Origin of the sequence: Cupriavidus sp. SS-3 (assembly GCF_035818815.1) — a bacterium.
Taxonomy (GTDB): Bacteria; Pseudomonadota; Gammaproteobacteria; order Burkholderiales; family Burkholderiaceae; genus Cupriavidus; species Cupriavidus taiwanensis_C.
In genome coordinates this window covers 1-17685 of sequence record NZ_JAYLVT010000007.1, presented here as the reverse complement: position 1 = coordinate 17685, position 17685 = coordinate 1, and the positions used below count along the sequence as shown (strand labels likewise).

The following is a 17685-nucleotide window of genomic DNA, read 5'->3' as shown; positions in this document are numbered from 1 at the left end:
GGCGCCCGCGCTGAACCGGCTCAGGCCTGCGCCTGCGCCGCGTGATCGAGTGCCGCCAGCCGCTCGTAGTGCCAGTCGGCATCGCCGAACAGGTTGGCATGCGCTGCCAGTCGCTTGTAGCAGTGGCCGACTTCGACCTCGTCGGTCATGCCGACGGCGCCGTGCAGCTGCACCGCGTCCTCGCCCAGCGCGCGCCCGGCATCCGAGACAAAGGCCTTGGCGTGGGAGACCGCGCGCATGCGCGCGACCGGATCGCGCTGCAGCGCCTCGGCCGCGGCTTCGGTGATGGCACGCGCCTGCTCGACGCTGACATAGAGGTCCACCAGCCGGTGCCGGATCACCTGGCTGGCGGTCAGCGGCCGGCCGAACTGCTCGCGCGTCGCCAGGTAGTCGCGGGTCAGGTCGAAGGCGCGCGACATGGTGCCGACGGCCTCGGCGCAGGCCATCACGGTGGCGCGGTCGATGGCGGCCTCCACCAGCGGCCAGGCGCCGTCGCACGCGCCGATGCGCGCGCTGTCCGGCACCACGGCGCGGCGCAGTGTCACGCTGGCGGTCTGGCGGCCGTCGTAGGTCGGCAGCGCCTCGACGCTCACGCCGCGCGTATCGGCCGGCACCGCGAACAGGGTCAGGCCATGGCGCTCGCGGCGCTGGCCGCCGGTGCGCGCCAGCACCAGCAGCAGGCCGGCGCTGCCGCCGCCCAGCACCAGCGTCTTGCGGCCGTCCAGGGTCCATTGCCCCGGGGCGTGGGTCTGCGCGGTGGTGCTGATATCGAACGCGTCATAGCGCCCCTGCGTTTCCCAGGCGGCCAGCGCCAGCATGGCGCCGCCTTCGGCCATCGCCGCCGCGGCGGCCGCGTGGGCGGGATCGCCGCAAGCGGCCAGCAGCGGCGCGCACAGCGCGGCATTGGCCAGCCACGGTTCGGCGGGCTGGGCGCGGCCCAGTTCTTCCGCCAGCAGCGCCTGGTCGGTGGCGTCGCCCAGGCCGCCGCAGGCTTCCGGCAAACCCAGCGCCAGCCAGCCCATCTCGGCAAACGCCCGCCAGTGCGTACGCGAGAACCCGTCCGGCTCGGCCAGCGCGGCGCGGCGCTGCTCGAAGCCGTAGCCGCGTTCGACATAGCGCCGCACGCTGTCGCGCAGCATGCGGCGATCGTCCGTTGCATCGCTCATCTGTTCGTGTCCTTATGCAGAGGTTGCAGCCACCTTGGCCGCGCTACAGGCCCAGCACCTGCTTGGCCAGCAGCTCGTGCTGGATCTCGCTGGAGCCGCCGGCGATGGTGTAGCCGCGCGTGACGAAGCGGCGCGCCGACGCCGCGGCGGCGTAGGCGGAGCGCCCCGGTTCCGGCGCGGCGGGCTCGAAATGCGCGGCGCGGTCGTAGGCCAGCGTGTCGGGGCCCAGCGCGTCGACCGCCAGGTTCTCGATGTCCTGGATCAGCCGGCTGCCCAGCAGCTTGAGCATGCCGGTCTCGGGCCCCAGCGCCTGGCCCGCGCGCGCCTGCCGGCGAAAGCGCAGCACGGTGGCCGCCAGCGCCTCCAGCCGTACCTCCAGCGCACGCAGCCGGCGCGCGAACCACGGCCGCTGCAGCAGCGGCTGGCCGCCCTCTTCCAGCTCCGCGCCGATGGCGCGCACCTTGGCCAGGCGGCGGCGGTTCTCGGCCACGCGCGCCAGGTTCAGCCGCTCGTGCTCGAGCAGCGACTTGGCGATGGCCCAACCGGCGTTCTCGTCGCCGACGCGGTTTGCCACCGGAACTTCCACCTCGTCGAAGAACACCTGGTTGAACAGGTGCCAGCCGTGGATGCCGACCAGCGGCCGCACGCTCACGCCGGGGCTGCGCATGTCGATCAGCAGGAAGCTGATGCCCTGCTGCGCGCGCGCCGCGGTATCGGTGCGCACCAGGCAGAAGATCCAGTCGGCGTACTGCGCGTACGAGGTCCAGATCTTGCTGCCGCTGACCACGTAGACCTCGCTGCCGTCGGCCCGGGTCCTGCGCACCGCGCGCGTCTTCAGCGAAGCCAGGTCGGAACCGGCGTTGGGCTCGGAATAGCCCTGGCACCACCAGTGCTCCTGGTTCAGGATGCGCGGCAGGAAATACTGCTGCTGCGCCGGCGTGCCATAGCGGATCAGGATCGGCCCGATCATCTCGAGGCTGATGCCGCCGCTCTCGGGCGCGTGCGCCAGCACCAGCTCTTCCTGGAACACGGCGCGGCGCTCGGCGCTCCAGTCGCAGCCCTGCCAGGCCGCCGGCCAGTGCGGCACCAGCCAGCCGCGCCCGGCCAGCCGCTGCTGCCAGTCGACCAGCTCCTGCTTGCTGAGTTCCAGCCCGAAGCGGACTTTCTCGCGCACGGCATCGGGCAGCGCGCGCGCGACGAACGCGCGCACCTCGTCGCGGAAGGCCTGCAGCGCGGCCTCGTCGTCGTGGATAAGGGAATCGGTCATGGTGTCTGTCTTCTAAGCGTTCTTGTCGCGCGCAACCGAGGCCGCGCGCATGCCGCCCTTGATCGCGGCCACGCTATCCGCCGGAAAGCCGCCGATGGTGGCCGCCAGCCCGCGCGCGCGGTCCAGCACCTGGGCGTCGTCGACCATCTCGGTGGCGATGCCCAGTCGCAGCAGCTCCGGCGCGGGCACGCGGTCACCCAGCAAACACAGGCGCGCGGCCACGGCTTCGGTGTGGCGCAGCGCCAGCCACTCGGCATTGCGCGGCGCCGCCATGCCCAGGCGGATCTCGCCGATCTGCAGGAAGGCGCCGGCGCCGCACACCAGCAGGTCGCCGGCCAGCGCCAGCGCCGCGCCGCCATTGATGGCATGGCGCTCGAGCGCCACCACCCAGGCCTTGCGGCTGTGCCGCAGGCCCTGGTGCACGCGCTCCCACACCGGCGCGAACGCCGCCAGCCCGCCGGCTTCGGCCTGCAGCGCCTGCAGGTCCAGGCCGGAACAGAAGCCGCCGTCGGCGCCGCGCAGCAGCACCGCGCGCACGCTGTCGTCGGCGGCCAGGGTCTCGATCGCGTCGCCCAGCGCGCGCGCCAGCGCCATGTCGATGGCGTTGCGGCGCGCCGGGCGGTTCAGCACCAGCTCGGCCCAGCCGGCGTGACGCTGCAGCAGGACGGCAGGCTGCGGCGCGTTCATGCTGCCTCCTGCTGCACGTGTTCCACGCCGATGTTGCGGGCACGGGCCATGGCGTCGATCTCGGCTGCGCCGTAGCCCAGTTCCGCCAGCACCTCGGCGGTATGCTGGCCAAGCCGCGGCACCGCAGGGAGTCCGCCGGCGGGCAGGCCGGCCATGGTGAAGGGCAGCCCGGGCAGCTCCAGCCGGCCGCCCTCGCCGTCGTCGACCGCCTGCAGGATGCCGCTGGCACGCACGTCGGGGCTGGCCTTGACCTGGTGGTAGTCGCGCACCACGCCCACCACCACCTGGTGCCGCTCCAGCAGCGCGCGCGCGGCATCGCCGCTCAGGTGGCGCAGCGCGTCGTGCAGGATGGCCAGCAGCGCGGCGCGGTGCCGCACCCGCAGGGCATTGCTGGCAAAGCGTGGGTCGTGCGCCAGCGCCGGCTGGCCGATGGCTTCGCACAAGCGCGTCCAGTGTTCGTCGAGATAGGCCGACAGCACGATATGGCCGTCGGCCACCGCGATCACGTCGGCGGCCGGCGCGGCCTTGGGCTGGCTGTTGCCGCTGCGCACGGGCAGCGCGCCGGAGCACTGGTATTCGGCCCACAGCTGGGCCTGCAGCTGCACCCCCACCGACAGCAGCGAAGTCTCGATGGTCGCGCCGGCGCCGGTGCGCTCGCGGCGGAACAGCGCGGCCAGGATGGCATTGCCGGCCGCCAGCGCGGTGGCCGCGTCGATCAGCGCGAAGCCGGCCTTGAGCGGCTGCCCGCCGGACTCGCCGGTGACCGACATCATGCCGCTCTCCGCCTGCGCGGCGATATCCAGCCCGGGCCGCGTGCGCGACGGCCCGCGCGTGCCGAAGCCGCTGATCGAGGCGTGGATCAGGTCGGGACGCGCGGCGCGCAGCGTCGCGGCGTCCAGTCCCAGCGCTTCCATCACGCCGGCGCGGGTGTTGTGCAGCACCACGTCGCTGGCCAGCGCCAGCCGGCGCGCCGCATCCAGCCCGCCGGGCGTGCGCAGGTCCAGCGCGATGCCGCGCTTGCCGCGGTTGTAGGCCAGGAACATCGGGCTTTGCGGGCTGGTGCCGTCGAAGCGCCGCGCGCTGTCGCCGCGCAGCGCCTCGACCTTGACCACGTCGGCGCCCAGGTCGGCCAGCATCATGGCCGCGCCCGGCGCCGCGATGAACTGCCCGAACTCCGCCACGCGGATGCCTGCCAGCGGCAGGTCTTGCCGGTTTGCCATGCGGTGTCACTCCTTGAAGTCGCCGGCGCGGCCGGCGGTTGGCGTCGATGCGGAGCGATCATGCGTGAGCACCGCGCCTCACGGCAGATGCCAAAATGGCTGCGGTGCAAACCACGGGTTAGCACCCCGGGTTATCCCGAACCCCGCGGATTGCCGCTATGCTGGGCGCCCTGGCCATCGTCTGTACGGGACCCTCCATGCGTCTGAACCAACTCCAGGACTTCATCGCCGTGGCCGAGCACGGCAGCATCCGCGCCGGCGCCCGTGCCCGCGACGTGTCGGCGCCGGCACTCACCAAGAGCATCCGCCAGCTCGAGGAAGAGCTGCACGTGCCGCTGCTGACCCGCACCACCCGCGGCGTGGTGCTGTCGCGCTATGGCGAGGCCTTCCTGCGGCGCGCGCGCCTGATCGCCACCGAGGCGCGCAAGGCCAGCGACGAGATGCGCCAGATGCTGGGCGCTCGCAACGGCGTGGTGCGCGTGGGCGCCACCGGCGGCCCGGCGCACCTGCTGCTGCCGGCGGTGCTGACGCGCTTCCGGGCCCAGCATCCGGACGTGCTGGTCTGCATCGACAGCGGGGTCTATCCGATGCACCTGGACGACCTGCGCGCGGGCGTGATGGACATGGCGGTGAGCCCGGTGCCGGACGAGGGCATCGAGCGCGAGTTCACTTGCGAGCCGCTCTACAACAACGATTCGGTGGTGGTGGCGCACCGCGAGCATCCCCTGCGGCATGCGCGCCGCCTGCGCGAGCTGGTGGGTTCGGACTGGGTGCTGACCGGCCAGCGCATGCAGGGCCCGGGCGCCGCCATCCTCGATGCCTTTCGCGAGCACGACCTGCCGCTGCCGCGCGTGGCGGTGCGCTGCGACACCATCGGCATGATCCAGTCGCTGCTGCAGGACCGCCACCTGCTGTGCATGCTGCCGCGCCAGCTGGTGCCGGGACAGCTCGCCGCCGCCGGGCTGGTGCCCTTGCCGATCGAAGACCGGCTGCCCAGCCACCGGGTCAGCCTGATCTACCGCGCCGATTCGCCGATGACGCCGGTCGCCGCGCAATTTGCCACGCAGCTGCGGCGCGAAGTCCACTACCTGACCCACCTGCCCGACAGCCCGCTGCGCCGCCCCGCCTAGGTCGCGCCTGGCGCGCGTTAGCGCAGCGCGCGGCGCGCGGGAACTGCCAGCAGCGGCTCGGTGCTAACCAGCGGTTTACACCTGAAATTCCCGAACCGCCGCCGGGCCGCGCCGGCGCTGGCTTTGCAGCCGGCGCGCCGCGGCGCGGCGGGATTTTCCCCAATCCCTGCGCAGTGCCTTCTTGCCTGACAGTGGCACCGGACACTAACCGGATAGCAGGGAGGCAAGCATGCAAGACATCGAAGACCGGCCGTCGGCGCTGGTCACGGGCACGGGGATCGACAGCGCCGGCGACGGCGTCTGGCTGCTGCACGGGCAGGGCCAGAGCTTTGTTGCCGATATCGGCGGCGGCCTGCTGGTGGTCGACAGCGGCCCCGGCGGGCGCGTCACGCGGGGCATGATCGAGGCGCTGCGCACGCAGACCAGCCTGCCGGTGCTGGCGATCTGCTACAGCCACGGCCACCTGGGCTACAACGCCGGCCTGCAGCAATGGCTGGACCACGCCGCCGCGCGCGGCGAGCCCGCGCCGCGCGTGCTGGCCCACGTCAACGTGCTGGCGCGCCAGGCGCGTTACCGCGAGACCCAACGCATGCAGCAGCGCATGGCCGAGATCCAGTTCCGCCAGCCGGCCGGCGCGCTCGCGGGCAAGCTGGTCCATGTTGCCCCCACCGAGACCTTTGCCGACGGCGTGACGCTGGGCCACGGCGAGCGCCGCGCCGAAATCCTGTGGGCGCCGTCCGAGACCGACGACGCCGTCGCGGTCTGGCTGCCGGGCCGGCGCGTGCTCTACGGCGGGCCGGCGGTGATCGACTCGATCCCCAACATCGGCACCCCGTTCCGCACCATGCGCGACACCGTGCGCTGGGCCGATACGCTGGAACGCCTGGCGGCGCTGCAGCCGCGCGCGGTGGTGCGCGAATTCGGCGCCACCGTGCAGGGCGAGGCCGAATGCCAGCGCGTGCTGGGCGAAACCGCGCGCGCCCTGCGCTGGCTGCGCGCCGAGGTGGTGCGGCTGATGAACGCGGGCTGCAACGAGCGCCAGATGCTGGCCGCGCTGCAGCCGCCCGCGGCGCTGTTCGACCAGCCCTGGATGCGGCCCACCTACGGCGACCCCAGCTACATCGCGCGCGATATCTACCGCTCGGAGAACGGCTGGTGGGACCGCAACGCGACCACGCTGCACCCGGCGGCGCCACAGCAGGCCGCGGCGGAGATCGCCGCCGCCGTGGCCGACCACGCCGCGCTGCTGCGCCACGCGCAGGCGCTGGCCGAGCGCGGCGATACGCAACTGGCCCTGCACGTGATCGACGTGCTGGCGCTGGCACCGGATAAAACCCCGAGCGTGCGCGAGGCGCGCCGGCTCAAGGCGGCGTGGCTGCGCCAGCGCGCCACGCAGGTGCGCAGCTATGTGTCGCGCAGCCTGTACGACGCGGCCGCCGATGCGCTGGAGAGCGAAGCGGCGGACAACTTCGGCCTGCATTAGCCATGCCCTCTGCATCAGGGAGACACCATGCCAGACATCGAGCCATGCACCACCCTTGCAGCCCCGGCCACGCTGTGGCCAGACCCACGGCGGCGTGCGCTGCTGCGCGGGCTGGCCGCACTCGGGATGGGCGCCGCGGCGGGTTCGCTATACGCCGGCAACGGCTGGCCCGCGCGGCCGATCCGGCTGGTGGTGCCGACCCCGCCGGGCGGCGGCACCGACCTGTTCGCGCGCACGCTGGCGGCATCGCTGGGCCAGGCGCTGGGCCAGACCATCGTGGTCGACAACAAGCCGGGCGCGAACGGCATCATCGGCAACGATGCCGTGGCCAAGGCCAGCCCCGACGGCTACACGCTGCTGTTCACCTACGCCGCCGCGGTGGTGATCAACCAGACCTTGCAGCCGAAGCTGCCGTATGACGGCCTGCGCGACCTGCTGCCGGTGGCGCAGATCGGCGCAGGCGGCAATTTCCTGGTGGTGACGCCGGACTTCCCGGCGCGCACGCTGAAGGAATTCGTCGAGCAAGTGCGCAAGCGCCCGGATGCGTACGACTACGGCTCATGGGGCATCGGCTCGGGCGGCCACCTGACCATGGCGGCGCTCGCCATGCAGACCGGCCTCCGGGTGCGCCACGTGCCGTACAAAGGCGTGGCGCCGATCCTGGCCGACCTGCAGGGCGGCGTGATCAAGGCCGGCTTCGTCGATACCTCGTCGTCGCTGCCGCTGCTCCGCGCCGGCAAGCTGCGCGCGCTGGCGGTCAGCGGCACGCGCCGCGCCCCGGCCACGCCCGAGGTGCCGACCATGACCGAGCAGGGCTATCCGTTCGACACCGACAGCTGGTACGGGCTATTCGCGCCCGCCGGCACCAGCGCCGCGATCGTGCAGCGGCTCAATGCCGAGGTTAACCGGCTGCTGGCGGACGCGGCCATGCGCGAGCGCTTCCTGCAGCTGAACATGGGCATGGCGCCGGCGAAGACCCCGGAGCAGTTCGCGCAGACGGTGCGCGCGGATGTGGGCGTGTGGGGCAAGGTGATACGGGCGAACAACATCAGCGTCGACTGATTGGAGGCGCCTGCCCTCTCCCCCGGCCCCTCTCCCGCAGACTGGGAGAGGGGAGCAAGGCCTCTTGCCTGCGCTGCCGTGAGGCGGCGGCGCCGCCAGCCAGTCGACTTCTTCCTATACCGATGTCGGAGCTTCACCGACAGCGCCTGCCCTACCCAGCCACTAGTATCGATTCAGAAAAACAGCACGCCCCACGAAGACCCGGTGCCGCAAGCGGCATCCGGGCACGGCTGCGCGCTGCATGGAGACCGCAATAACAGAAGGAGGAGCGCCATGGACCGCCGCCAGTTTCTCAAGTGGGGCAGTTTCCTGACCGTTACCGTGGCCACCGGCGGGCTCAGCGCCTGCGGCGGTGGCGATGACGATCCGGCGCCGGAACCGGATACCGGCAACCCCGAGAACTTCAACTTCGTGCACGGCGTGGCCTCGGGCGACCCGCGCCCCGACAGCGTGATCGTGTGGACGCGCGTGGAAGGCAGCAACGGCAGGCGCCCGGTGGTGGTGCGGCTGCAGGTGTCGACCCAGCAGGATTTCGCGCCGCCGACGCTGCTGGTCAACCAGCCGCTGATGGCCCTGCCGGACTGGGACTACACCATCCGCAACAAGGTCACGGGCCTGAGCCCGGGCACGCGCTACTTCTACCGCTTCCTGCTGGGCAACCGCTCCAGCACCACCGGCCGCACCCGCACCGCCGCCGCGGCGGGCACCCCGCTGGAACAGCTGCGATTCGCCTTTGTCAGCTGCCAGGACTGGAATGCCAACCACTGGGCCGGCATGGAAGAGCTGGTGCAGCAGGACCTGGACTTCATCATCCATGTCGGCGACTACATCTACGAAGCGGTGCCGGGCGGTTCGCGCGCCGGCAACGTCGAGGATCGCCACACCGTGCTGCAGCTGCCCAACGGCACCGTGCTGCCGGATGGCAGCGTCTACGCCACCACGCTGGACGACTACCGCTTCCTGTACCGCAGCTACCGCAGCGACGCGCGCCTGCAGGCGCTGCACGCGGCGTTCCCGATGATCGCGATCTGGGACGACCACGAGTTCTCGGATAACTGCTGGCAGGACCGCCAGACCTACAACATCACCGACGACCAGACCCCGCGCAGCGCGCGCCGGCGCGCCGCCAACCAGGCCTGGTTCGAGTTCATGCCGGCCGACGTGACGCTGGACCAGAACAACCCGTCGTTCCAGAACATACAGATCTACCGCGCCTTCACCTTCGGCAATCTCGCCACGCTGCTGATGACCGATGAGCGCCTGTACCGCGCCGACCACATCATTCCCGAGGCCTCGGTCGGCCGCTCGATCGGCAGCCTGTATTTCGTGCCGACGGCAACGCTGGCCGCGGCCGAGGCGCAGAAGATCGCGGCCGCCGGCAACGCGCTGACGCCGGTGTCGATGCTGGGCGACACCCAGCGCGCCTGGTGGCAGGACCGCATCGGCGCCGACGCCACCACCTGGAAGCTGTGGGGCAACCAGCTGTCGCTGCTGCGCATGCAGGTCGACGTGCCGCAGGCGGTGGCGCGGCTGATCGCGCGCGCGCTGGTGCTGGCCAACAACGCGCTGGCCTCGCTCGAGACCGCGATCGCCAACGCGCTGGCCGACGACCTGCGCGCAGCGCGCATCGCCGGCACCTATGCCAACCTCGCCTATACCGCGCTGCGCAACGTGCTGGTACAGGCCGGCATCGACAGCGCCGCGTTCGACGCCAGCATCAAGCCGCTGATCGAAGCGCGGCTGCCGGCGATTACGCTGCTCGAACGCTTTATCCTCAATGCCGACCAGTGGGACGGCTTCAACGCCGAGCGCAAGAACCTGATGGCGTTCCTGAAGACCAACGGCATCCGCAACGTGGTGGCGCTGAGCGGCGACATCCACGCCTTCTTCGGCGGCCAGGTGATGGACGACTACGATGCCGCGGCGCCGGCGCCGGTGATGGTGGACCTGGTGACGGCCGGCCTGTCGAGCAACACGCTGCTCAGTTCCTTCCGCACCGTGGTCGACACCGATCCGGCCTTTGCCGCGCTGCGCGAGCTGATCTACAGCAACGTCGGCGGCACCCTCGTCAATACCTTCGATGCCACGCTGCGCGCCTTCAACCCGTGGCTGCGGCATGCCGACACCAATGCCGAGGGCTATGCGCTGGTCACGCTGACGCCGCAGAAACTGAGCTGCACCTTCCACACCCTGAAGGCGCTCGCCGGCGGCATGGCGCCGGCGCTGCCGGCCACCGCCAGCACGCGGCTGCTGGAAGTGGCGGCAGGCACGGCCGATGTGACCGTGACCTAGTGACCGTGACCCCGTGGCCGTGACCTAGTATCCGGCCTGCCGGTCCACCAGGTTCAGCAGCGCGCGCCCCTCGCGCGCGCGCCGCAGGTTGTCCAGGCATTGCCGTGCCACCAGCGGGTACGACGGATCGGCCGCGATATGCGGCGTGGCCTCGATGCGCGGATGGTTCCAGACCGGGTCGTCCGCTGCCGGCGGTTCCTTGGCGAATACATCCAGCGCCGCGCCCGCCAGGTGCCCTGCATCGATCAGCGCCACCAGGTCGGGCTCGACCACATGCTCGCCGCGGCCGACGTTGATCAGGTAGGCGCCCCGCGGCAGGCGCGACAAGGTGCGCCGGTCGAGCAGCCCCTCGGTGCGCGGCGTCAGCGGCAGCGTGCAGACCAGGATATCGCTCTGCGCCAGCATGGCGTCCAGGCCATCGTCGCCGGTGAAATCCGTCACGCCGGGCAAGTGCTTGGCGGCGCGGCTCCAGCCGCTGACCGGGTAGCCGATGGCGGCGAACATGCGCGCCACCTCGCTGCCGATCTCTCCCAGCCCCAGCACGCCCACGCGGCACTGCGCGGCATCGCGCCCCGCGTGGCGCTTCCATTCGCCGCGGCGCTGCTGTTCGGCGTACAGGCCCAGCGCGCGGGTATGGCGCAGCGCCATCGCCAGCACGAAGCGGGCGATGCCGGCCTGCTGGCCGGGATCGACGATACGCGTCACCGGGATATGCGCGGGCAGGTCGGGCGCTGCCAGCAGCTTGTCGACGCCGGCGGTGGCAGCGCACACCAGCCGCAGGTTGGGATAGGCGGGCACCACGCCGGGCTTCAGGCCCCACGCGATGATGGCCTCGACCTGTTCCGCGACGGCGGCCTCGCGGCCGTTCCACACGGTGATGTCGGGCGCCGCCTCGCGCAGCAGCGCGGTGATGGGAACCGCCATGAACGACGGCAGGTGGACGAGGATGGCCATGGTCAGTTGCGGTAGTCGGGGTTGATGCGGTCGAGGCGGCGCAGCAGGCCCGGCCAGGCCAGGCTGGAACCCTTGCCCTTGGTGGCCTGGCGTGCCTGCTGGCCCATGTTGGCGCTGGCGGCCTGCGGCACCCGCGTCAGCGGCGTGCCGCCGCTTTGCGCCAGGATCTGGATGCGGCACGCCGACTCCAGCGTGTACATGGTCAGGAACGCATCCGCCACGGTGCGCCCGCAGGTGAGCAGCCCGTGGTTGCGCAGGATCATCTGCTTGCAGCGGCCCAGGTCGGCCACCAGCCGCGCCTTTTCGTCCTCGCGCAGCGCCACGCCTTCATAGTCGTGATAGGCGAGCCCGGTCAGCGCGAACATCGCCTGCTGCGAGATCGGCAGCAGCCCCTCCTGCTGCGCGGACACGGCGACGCCGTGCGCGGTATGCGTGTGCATCACGCAGCCGACTTCGGGCCGCGCCTCGTGCACGGCGCTGTGGATGATGAAGCCGGCCGGGTTGACGTCATACGGCGTGTCCAGCACGGGCTCGCCGTGGTGGTCCACCTTGACCAGGCTCGAGGCCGTGATCTCGTCGAACATCATGCCGTACGGGTTGATCAGGAACTGGTCCGGCGCGTCCGGCACGCGCGCCGAGATATGCGTGAAGATCAGGTCGTCCCAGCCGAAGTGGGCCACCAGCCGGTACGCGGCCGCCAGGTCGACGCGCATCTGCCATTCGGCGTCGGAGACGCGTTCTTTGATGCGGTCTTGTGCGGATTCGACGAGCTGGACTTGCGCCATGTACGGCCTCCCGGGGCATGTGAGTGAGTCATTGGACCGCTGCATTGTCCCGGCGCCCCGCGCCAAAGTCTGTTAAGTGTTAGACAATCTCGGCTCCGGCAAGGAGGGCGATGTGGGACGTCAGGTGAAGGCCAGGGTAAAGCATGCGTTGAAAGCGGATGAACCGGTGCGCGCACTGCCGCGCGGCGTGCTGGCCAGCGGCTGGCTGCGCAACGCGCCGCCGCGCGTGCTGGACGCCGTGGCGCTTGCCGCACGCCGCCAGCGCTTTGGCGACGGCGCGATGATCTTCGCACGCGGCGACCCGCCGACGTATTTCTGCATGGTGGTGTCCGGCCGGGTGCGCATGAGCCGGGTCAGCAGCGGCGGGCGCGAGTCGGTGTACTCGGTGATCGGGCGCGGGCGCTGGTTCGGCGAAATCTCGCTGCTCGACGGCAAGCCGCGCACGCATGATGCCTTTGCCGTCGGCAACACCGAGCTGCTGGTGCTGGGCCAGCGCGATTTCCACCGCATCCTGGCTACGCACCCGGAAGGCATGCAGCTGATCGTGCAGCAGATCTGCGCGCGCCTGCGGGTAGCCTTCGACCATGCGCAAAGCGCGGCGCAGGCCCCGGTCGACGCGCGCATGGCGGCGCGCCTGCTAGAGCTGGCCGACCGCACCGACCACGTGGTGCGCATCAGCGCGGAAGAACTCGGCGACATGGTCAGCCGCTCGCGCCAGACCGTGGCCAAGACGCTGCAGGCGTGGCAGGACGCCGGGCTGATCCGCCGCGCCTATCGCCAGATCGAACTGCTGGACCCGGCCGCGCTGAAGCGCATTGCCAGGCGATGACGCCGCGCACGGCCACCCGCGTGCGCAAATAACCTGCCTTGGCCGCGATGGCAAGACTGGTTAACGACCGTTGCAAAAACAAACAGAATGTCAGGTGCCCCGGCGCTACAGTGACCATTCCCTTGCCTGTAGGCGTTTCTAGGAGGTACACGAATGAAGCAACATCTGGCGAAATCCCTGGTCATGGCTGGCGCGATGATCGCGTCCTATCCGCTGTTCGCGCAGCAGGCCCAGCCGCTGCAGCCGGGCCAGCCGATGCCGATGACCCAGCCGATGCAATCCGCGCAACCGGTGCAGGCGATGCCTGCGGCCCCGTCGGCTCCGATGGCCCAGATGGCCCCCGCTGCCCCGGCGGCCGGTGGCAGCTACGCGCAGGCCCCCATGCCCCCGGTCCAGCCCGGCATGGCGCCGGCGCCCGCCGATGCGTCGCTGGCAGGCGGCACGATGTCGGCAGTGGATCCCGCCAGCATGAGCCTCGCGCCCGATGCCCTCGGCAGTCGCCTGGGCCAGCGCAGCACCTTCCTCGACGGCGCCTGAGCGCCGGCCGGCGTGGGCCCGCAGCGCGCGGGCCATGCGCCATGCATCCCTGCATCACGACACACGTAACACGCGGGCGCGCCCCGCCTTACTCTTCCCCGGCAGCCGCGCCCTGCTGCTGCAGCCATTCCAGGAAGGCGCGCAGGTGCAGCGGCTTGTCGGCATCGCGCGGCACCAGCGCATGGTAGGTGTTGCCCGGCGCGCGGATCGCGCCGAACGGCGTGGCGATGCGCCCGCCGGCGCGGTCCGCCTCCAGCGTGGGAAAGGTGCCGATGGCAAAGCCCAGGCTGTCCGCCACGGCCTGCAGCGTGACAAAGAAGTGGTCGAAGCGCAGCGTGCGCACCGGCAGCAGCGACGCATGCCCGGCCTGCTGCAGCCATGACTCCCAGCTGCCCGGCCGCGTTTCCGTATAGAGGAACACGCCCTCCACCAGGTCTTCCACCCCTTGCAACGGCAACTGCCGCAGCAACGCCGGGCTGGCGATCACGGTCTGGTACTCGGCAAACACCGGCATCGACTCGAACTGCTCGCCGCGCTCCAGCGTGCGCCGTATCGCCACGTCGAAGGTGCCGTTGAAGCCCGCTTCATTGCTGAAGGCGGTCGAGACCCGCACGTCGACCTCCGGCTGCACGCGTCGGAAATCATCCAGCCTTGGAATCAGCCAGCGCATGGCAAAGGTGGCCGGTGCGTTCACGCGCACCACCTTGCGCGTAGCGATGCGGCCATAGCGCTCGGACGCGGCGCCGATCTGGTCGAACGCCGTGCTGATCTCGCGCGCGAACGCCTGCGCGTGGACGGTCGGCACCATGCGCTGGCCCTGGCGGATAAACAGCGGCTGCCCCAGCCATTGCTCCAGGATCTCGATCTGCCGGCTGACCGCGCCGTGGGTCAGGTGCAATTCGCGCGCGGCGGCCGAATAGCTGCCGGCGCGAGCGGCCACCTCGAAGATGCGCAGGGCGTTGAGCGGGGGCAGCTTGTGCGGCATTGTGAGATTTCCTGACAGAATCTGGAAAATAAACTCGTTTGTGAGAGTTTATCGCTTAACTTAGCATCGGTCTCAGGTAAACCCCTTCACAAAACCTGCACCAAGAGACCCCATGAGCACCCAGATCCAGGCCAACGGCCATGCCTACCAGTTGCCCGCCCGCCCCACCGTCATCGTCTGCATCGACGGCTGCGAACAGGAATACATCAACCTTGCGGTGCAGGCCGGCGCCACGCCCTTTTTCGCCAGCCTGGCCAAACGCGGCACCGTGCTGACCGGCGACTGCGTGGTGCCGTCCTTCACCAACCCCAACAACCTGTCGATCGTGACCGGCGTGCCGCCATCGGTGCACGGCATCTGCGGCAACTTCTTCTACGACACCGAAGCCGGCGCCGAGGTGCTGATGAACGATGCCCGCTACCTGCGCGCGCCCACCGTGCTGGCCGCCGCGGCACAAGCCGGCGCAAAGGTCGCGGTGGTCACCGCCAAGGACAAGCTGCGCGCACTGCTGGGCCACGGCCTGCAGGGCATCTGCTTCTCGGCGGAGAAGGCCGACCAGGCCACCATCGAAGAAAACGGCATCGACGACGTGCTGGGCAAGGTCGGCATGCCGCTGCCGTCGGTCTACAGCGCGGACCTGTCCGAGTTCGTGTTTGCCGCCGGCGTGGCCTTGCTGGAAACCGTGCGGCCCGACCTGATGTACCTGTCCACGACGGACTATGTCCAGCACAAGCATGCACCGGGTACGCCGCAGGCCAATGCCTTCTACGCGATGATCGACAGCTACCTGCAGCGCCTGGATGCGCTAGGCGCGGTCATCGGCGTGACCGCCGACCATGGCATGAACGCCAAGACCGATTCGCTCGGCAAGGCCAACATCCTGTTCCTGCAGCAGGTGCTGGACCAGCGCTTCGGCACCGATGCCACCCGCGTGCTGCTGCCGATCACCGATCCCTATGTCGCCCACCACGGCGCACTCGGTTCCTACGCGACCGTGTACCTGCCCGCCGGCACCGACCAGCGCGCCGTGCATGAGGCCATCGCCGCACTGCCCGGCATCGAGCTGGTGCTGGACAAGCGCGCCGCCAGCGAGCGCTTCGAACTGCCGCCCGACCGCATCGGCGACCTGGTGGTGGTCAGTGAACGGCTGACCGTGCTCGGCACCACGCCGGCACGCCATGACCTGAGCGGCCTCGATGCACCGCTGCGCTCGCACGGCGGCTTGTCCGAGCAGAAGGTGCCGCTGCTGTTCAACCGCAAGGTCAGCGTGCCGGCCGGCCAGCGCCTGCGCAACTTCGACATCCTGCGGCTGGCGCTGAACCACGCCGACTGAAGCGGGTGCGTGCCGGCAAGGCCGGCACGCTTCATCAGCAAGGGGTGACGGCCGCCAAGACGGTCACCACCAGGGGGCGGCGCCATGCAAATCCTGCTTTCCCTGATGTCCGGGGTTGCACTGCTGATCTGGGGCGCGCATGTGACGCGCCACGGCATGCTGGAGCTATTGGGGCCGCGCTTGCGGCTGGTGCTGGCCGCGGGCACGGCCAGCCCGGCGCGCGGCTTCCTGGCCGGGCTGGGCGTGACCGCGCTGATCCAGAGCAGCAGCGCCACGGCCTTGATGACAAGCAGCTTTGTGGCGGGAGGCCTGGTGTCGTTGCCGGCGGCACTGCCGATCGTGCTGGGTGCCGACGTCGGCACCAGCCTGATGGCGCGCTTGCTGTCGGTCGACATCTCCTGGCTCTCGCCGCTGCTGCTGGTCATCGGCATTGCCCTGCGTCTGTCCGGCAAGGACAGCCTGTGCGGACAGGCTGGCGAAGTCATGGTGGGGCTGGGGCTGATCACGCTGGCCTTGCACCTGATCCGCCTCTACGCCGCACCGCTGCTGCAGGCTCAGATCGTGCACGCGATCTTCATCTCGCTTGGCAACGACGCCCTGCTGGCACTGGTGATCGGCGCCCTGCTGGCCCTGCTCGCATACTCCAGCCTGGCCGCGGTACTGCTGACCGCAACGCTGGCCATGGGCGGCGTCATCGGCCCGGCAACCGCCTTGTCGCTGGTGCTTGGCGCCAACCTGGGCAGCGGCCTGATTGCCTGCCTTGCCAATTCCGGCGCTGCACCGGCCGCACGGCGGGTATCGCTCGCCAACCTGATGTTCCGGGTGGTGGGGATACTGGCATTCCTGCCGTTGCTGGACGCCATGCCGTGGCTGCTGGCCCGCCTGGGCAGCAGCGCCGCGACCATGGCCATCGACTTTCACATGGCCTTCAACCTGGCCCTGGCGGCAACGCTGATCTGGTTCGTCAAGCCGGTCGCCTCGCTATGCAACCGGTGGCTGCCCGATGCGCACGACCACGCAGCGCCCGGCGGCGCACGCTACCTGAGCCAGGGCGACCTGCGGCACCCGTCCGTCGCGCTGGGCAATGCCACGCGCGAAGTCGTGCGCATCGGCGACGTGATCGAGGAAATGCTCGGTGGCATGAAGCTCTCGGTGGCGGGCAACGACCGCGCCATGAACGCCCGCTGCCGCGCGCTGGACGACCGTATCGACGACCTCTATTCGTCCGTCAAGATGTACCTGACCGGCGTCGACACCGACAGCCTCGACGACGACGATACCGCGCGCTGGGACGAAATCATGCTGGTCAATATCAACCTGGAATATGCCGGCGATATCGTCGAGCGCATCCTGGCCGACCTGGACCAGCGCAAGCTGAGCCGCAACTACCGGTTCTCGGACGAGGGCAGCGCGGAACTGCTTGCGTTGTGCGACATGCTGGTGGCCAACCTGCGTACCCGGCTGTCGCTGTTCGTCGCTGGCGACCGTACCGCTCCGGCCTTTCTGCACGACTGTGCCGCCGGATTCCAGGCCCGTGCCGAGCGCTTCACCGCGCGCCACATTGCGCGTGTGGCGCAGCGGCGCACGGCAAGCGTGGAGACCAGTGCCTTGCACCTGGATATCCTGCGCGAGCTTTCGCAGATGAACTCGCTACTGTGCGCTGCGCCCGCAGGCATGCCAGGCACCCAGCGCAGTGCCCTCGCCGAGGACCCTCCGTTCCTGCCTGCCGAACACACCGGCACGCTGCACGCACAGGACCGCCTGCTTAATCCGTGACGCCGCAAGCACCGAGAACGCTGACAGTGCGCGCGCGGGCTGCGCGCGCCGCCGCTTCAGCGTGCCTGGCCAAGCTGCTCGAGGATGGCCGGGTTCTCCAGCGTCGAGGTGTCCTGCGTAATCTCTTCGCCCTTGGCCAGCGACCGCAGCAGGCGGCGCATGATCTTGCCCGAGCGCGT

15 protein-coding genes are annotated in these 17685 nt (G+C 70.4%); 8 read left to right on the top strand and 7 right to left on the bottom strand.

All coding sequences use genetic code 11. From position 1 onward, the window contains the following. Positions 1-20: 20 nt before the first annotated feature. From U9J39_RS12700 to U9J39_RS12685, 4 genes are read right to left on the bottom strand one after another with little or no spacing between them, the layout of a single operon-like run. On the bottom strand, positions 21-1166 hold the full coding sequence (locus U9J39_RS12700; protein WP_326347208.1) for an acyl-CoA dehydrogenase family protein: 1146 nt from the start codon (positions 1164-1166) through the stop codon (positions 21-23). Between the two features lie 43 nt (positions 1167-1209). After that, positions 1210-2433: an acyl-CoA dehydrogenase family protein gene (locus tag U9J39_RS12695; RefSeq protein WP_326347207.1), complete on the bottom strand. Its 1224-nt coding sequence runs from the start codon at positions 2431-2433 to the stop codon at positions 1210-1212. Between the two features lie 12 nt (positions 2434-2445). After that, positions 2446-3120 carry an enoyl-CoA hydratase/isomerase family protein gene (locus tag U9J39_RS12690; protein ID WP_326347206.1) on the bottom strand — a complete coding sequence of 225 codons (675 nt, stop codon included), beginning with the start codon at positions 3118-3120 and terminating at the stop codon, positions 2446-2448. Next, the gene (locus U9J39_RS12685) at positions 3117-4340 is read right to left on the bottom strand and encodes a CaiB/BaiF CoA transferase family protein (RefSeq protein WP_115712812.1); all 1224 of its coding nucleotides are present in this window, start codon (positions 4338-4340) and stop codon (positions 3117-3119) included. The genes U9J39_RS12690 and U9J39_RS12685 overlap by 4 nt, the downstream gene beginning before the upstream one ends. Positions 4341-4537: 197 nt before the next feature. On the opposite strand from U9J39_RS12685, the gene U9J39_RS12680 reads away from it, so the two are divergent. The 4 genes from U9J39_RS12680 (at position 4538) to U9J39_RS12665 (ending at position 10307) form a co-directional block, all read left to right on the top strand. Then, positions 4538-5470 (top strand): LysR family transcriptional regulator, encoded by a 933-nt coding sequence (locus U9J39_RS12680; RefSeq protein WP_115683721.1) that lies wholly within the window; start codon positions 4538-4540, stop codon positions 5468-5470. 229 nt (positions 5471-5699) lie between these two features. Further along, positions 5700-6953: an alkyl sulfatase dimerization domain-containing protein gene (locus U9J39_RS12675; RefSeq protein WP_115712810.1), complete on the top strand. Its 1254-nt coding sequence runs from the start codon at positions 5700-5702 to the stop codon at positions 6951-6953. 27 nt (positions 6954-6980) lie between these two features. Then, positions 6981-8015, top strand: a complete 1035-nt coding sequence (locus U9J39_RS12670; RefSeq protein ID WP_326347205.1) for a Bug family tripartite tricarboxylate transporter substrate binding protein — start codon at positions 6981-6983, stop codon at positions 8013-8015. A 273-nt stretch (positions 8016-8288) separates the two neighbouring features. Beyond that, a complete protein-coding gene (locus U9J39_RS12665) occupies positions 8289-10307 on the top strand; it encodes an alkaline phosphatase D family protein (RefSeq protein WP_326347204.1) in 2019 nt (672 codons plus the stop codon). A gap of 24 nt (positions 10308-10331) precedes the next feature. Here the strand turns inward: U9J39_RS12665 and U9J39_RS12660 are convergent, their stop codons facing one another. Further along, positions 10332-11261, bottom strand: coding sequence for a 2-hydroxyacid dehydrogenase (locus tag U9J39_RS12660; RefSeq protein ID WP_116314681.1), 930 nt, complete (start codon positions 11259-11261; stop codon positions 10332-10334). Positions 11262-11263: 2 nt separating this feature from the next. Further along, positions 11264-12046 carry a class II aldolase/adducin family protein gene (locus U9J39_RS12655; RefSeq protein WP_326347203.1) on the bottom strand — a complete coding sequence of 261 codons (783 nt, stop codon included), beginning with the start codon at positions 12044-12046 and terminating at the stop codon, positions 11264-11266. A gap of 76 nt (positions 12047-12122) precedes the next feature. Between U9J39_RS12655 and U9J39_RS12650 the strand changes: the two genes are divergently transcribed. Next, positions 12123-12875, top strand: coding sequence for a Crp/Fnr family transcriptional regulator (locus tag U9J39_RS12650; protein WP_240991314.1), 753 nt, complete (start codon positions 12123-12125; stop codon positions 12873-12875). Positions 12876-13028: 153 nt separating this feature from the next. After that, the gene (locus U9J39_RS12645) at positions 13029-13412 is read left to right on the top strand and encodes a hypothetical protein (RefSeq protein ID WP_115712799.1); all 384 of its coding nucleotides are present in this window, start codon (positions 13029-13031) and stop codon (positions 13410-13412) included. 88 nt (positions 13413-13500) lie between these two features. On the opposite strand, the gene U9J39_RS12640 is transcribed toward U9J39_RS12645, so the two are convergent. Next, positions 13501-14397 carry a LysR substrate-binding domain-containing protein gene (locus U9J39_RS12640; protein ID WP_116314683.1) on the bottom strand — a complete coding sequence of 299 codons (897 nt, stop codon included), beginning with the start codon at positions 14395-14397 and terminating at the stop codon, positions 13501-13503. Positions 14398-14509: 112 nt separating this feature from the next. On the opposite strand from U9J39_RS12640, the gene phnA reads away from it, so the two are divergent. After that, entirely contained in the window at positions 14510-15730 is a 1221-nt protein-coding gene (phnA, locus tag U9J39_RS12635) for a phosphonoacetate hydrolase (protein WP_115712795.1), read from the top strand. 84 nt (positions 15731-15814) lie between these two features. Further along, on the top strand, positions 15815-17506 hold the full coding sequence (locus U9J39_RS12630; protein WP_326347202.1) for a Na/Pi cotransporter family protein: 1692 nt from the start codon (positions 15815-15817) through the stop codon (positions 17504-17506). Positions 17507-17685 lie beyond the last annotated feature (179 nt).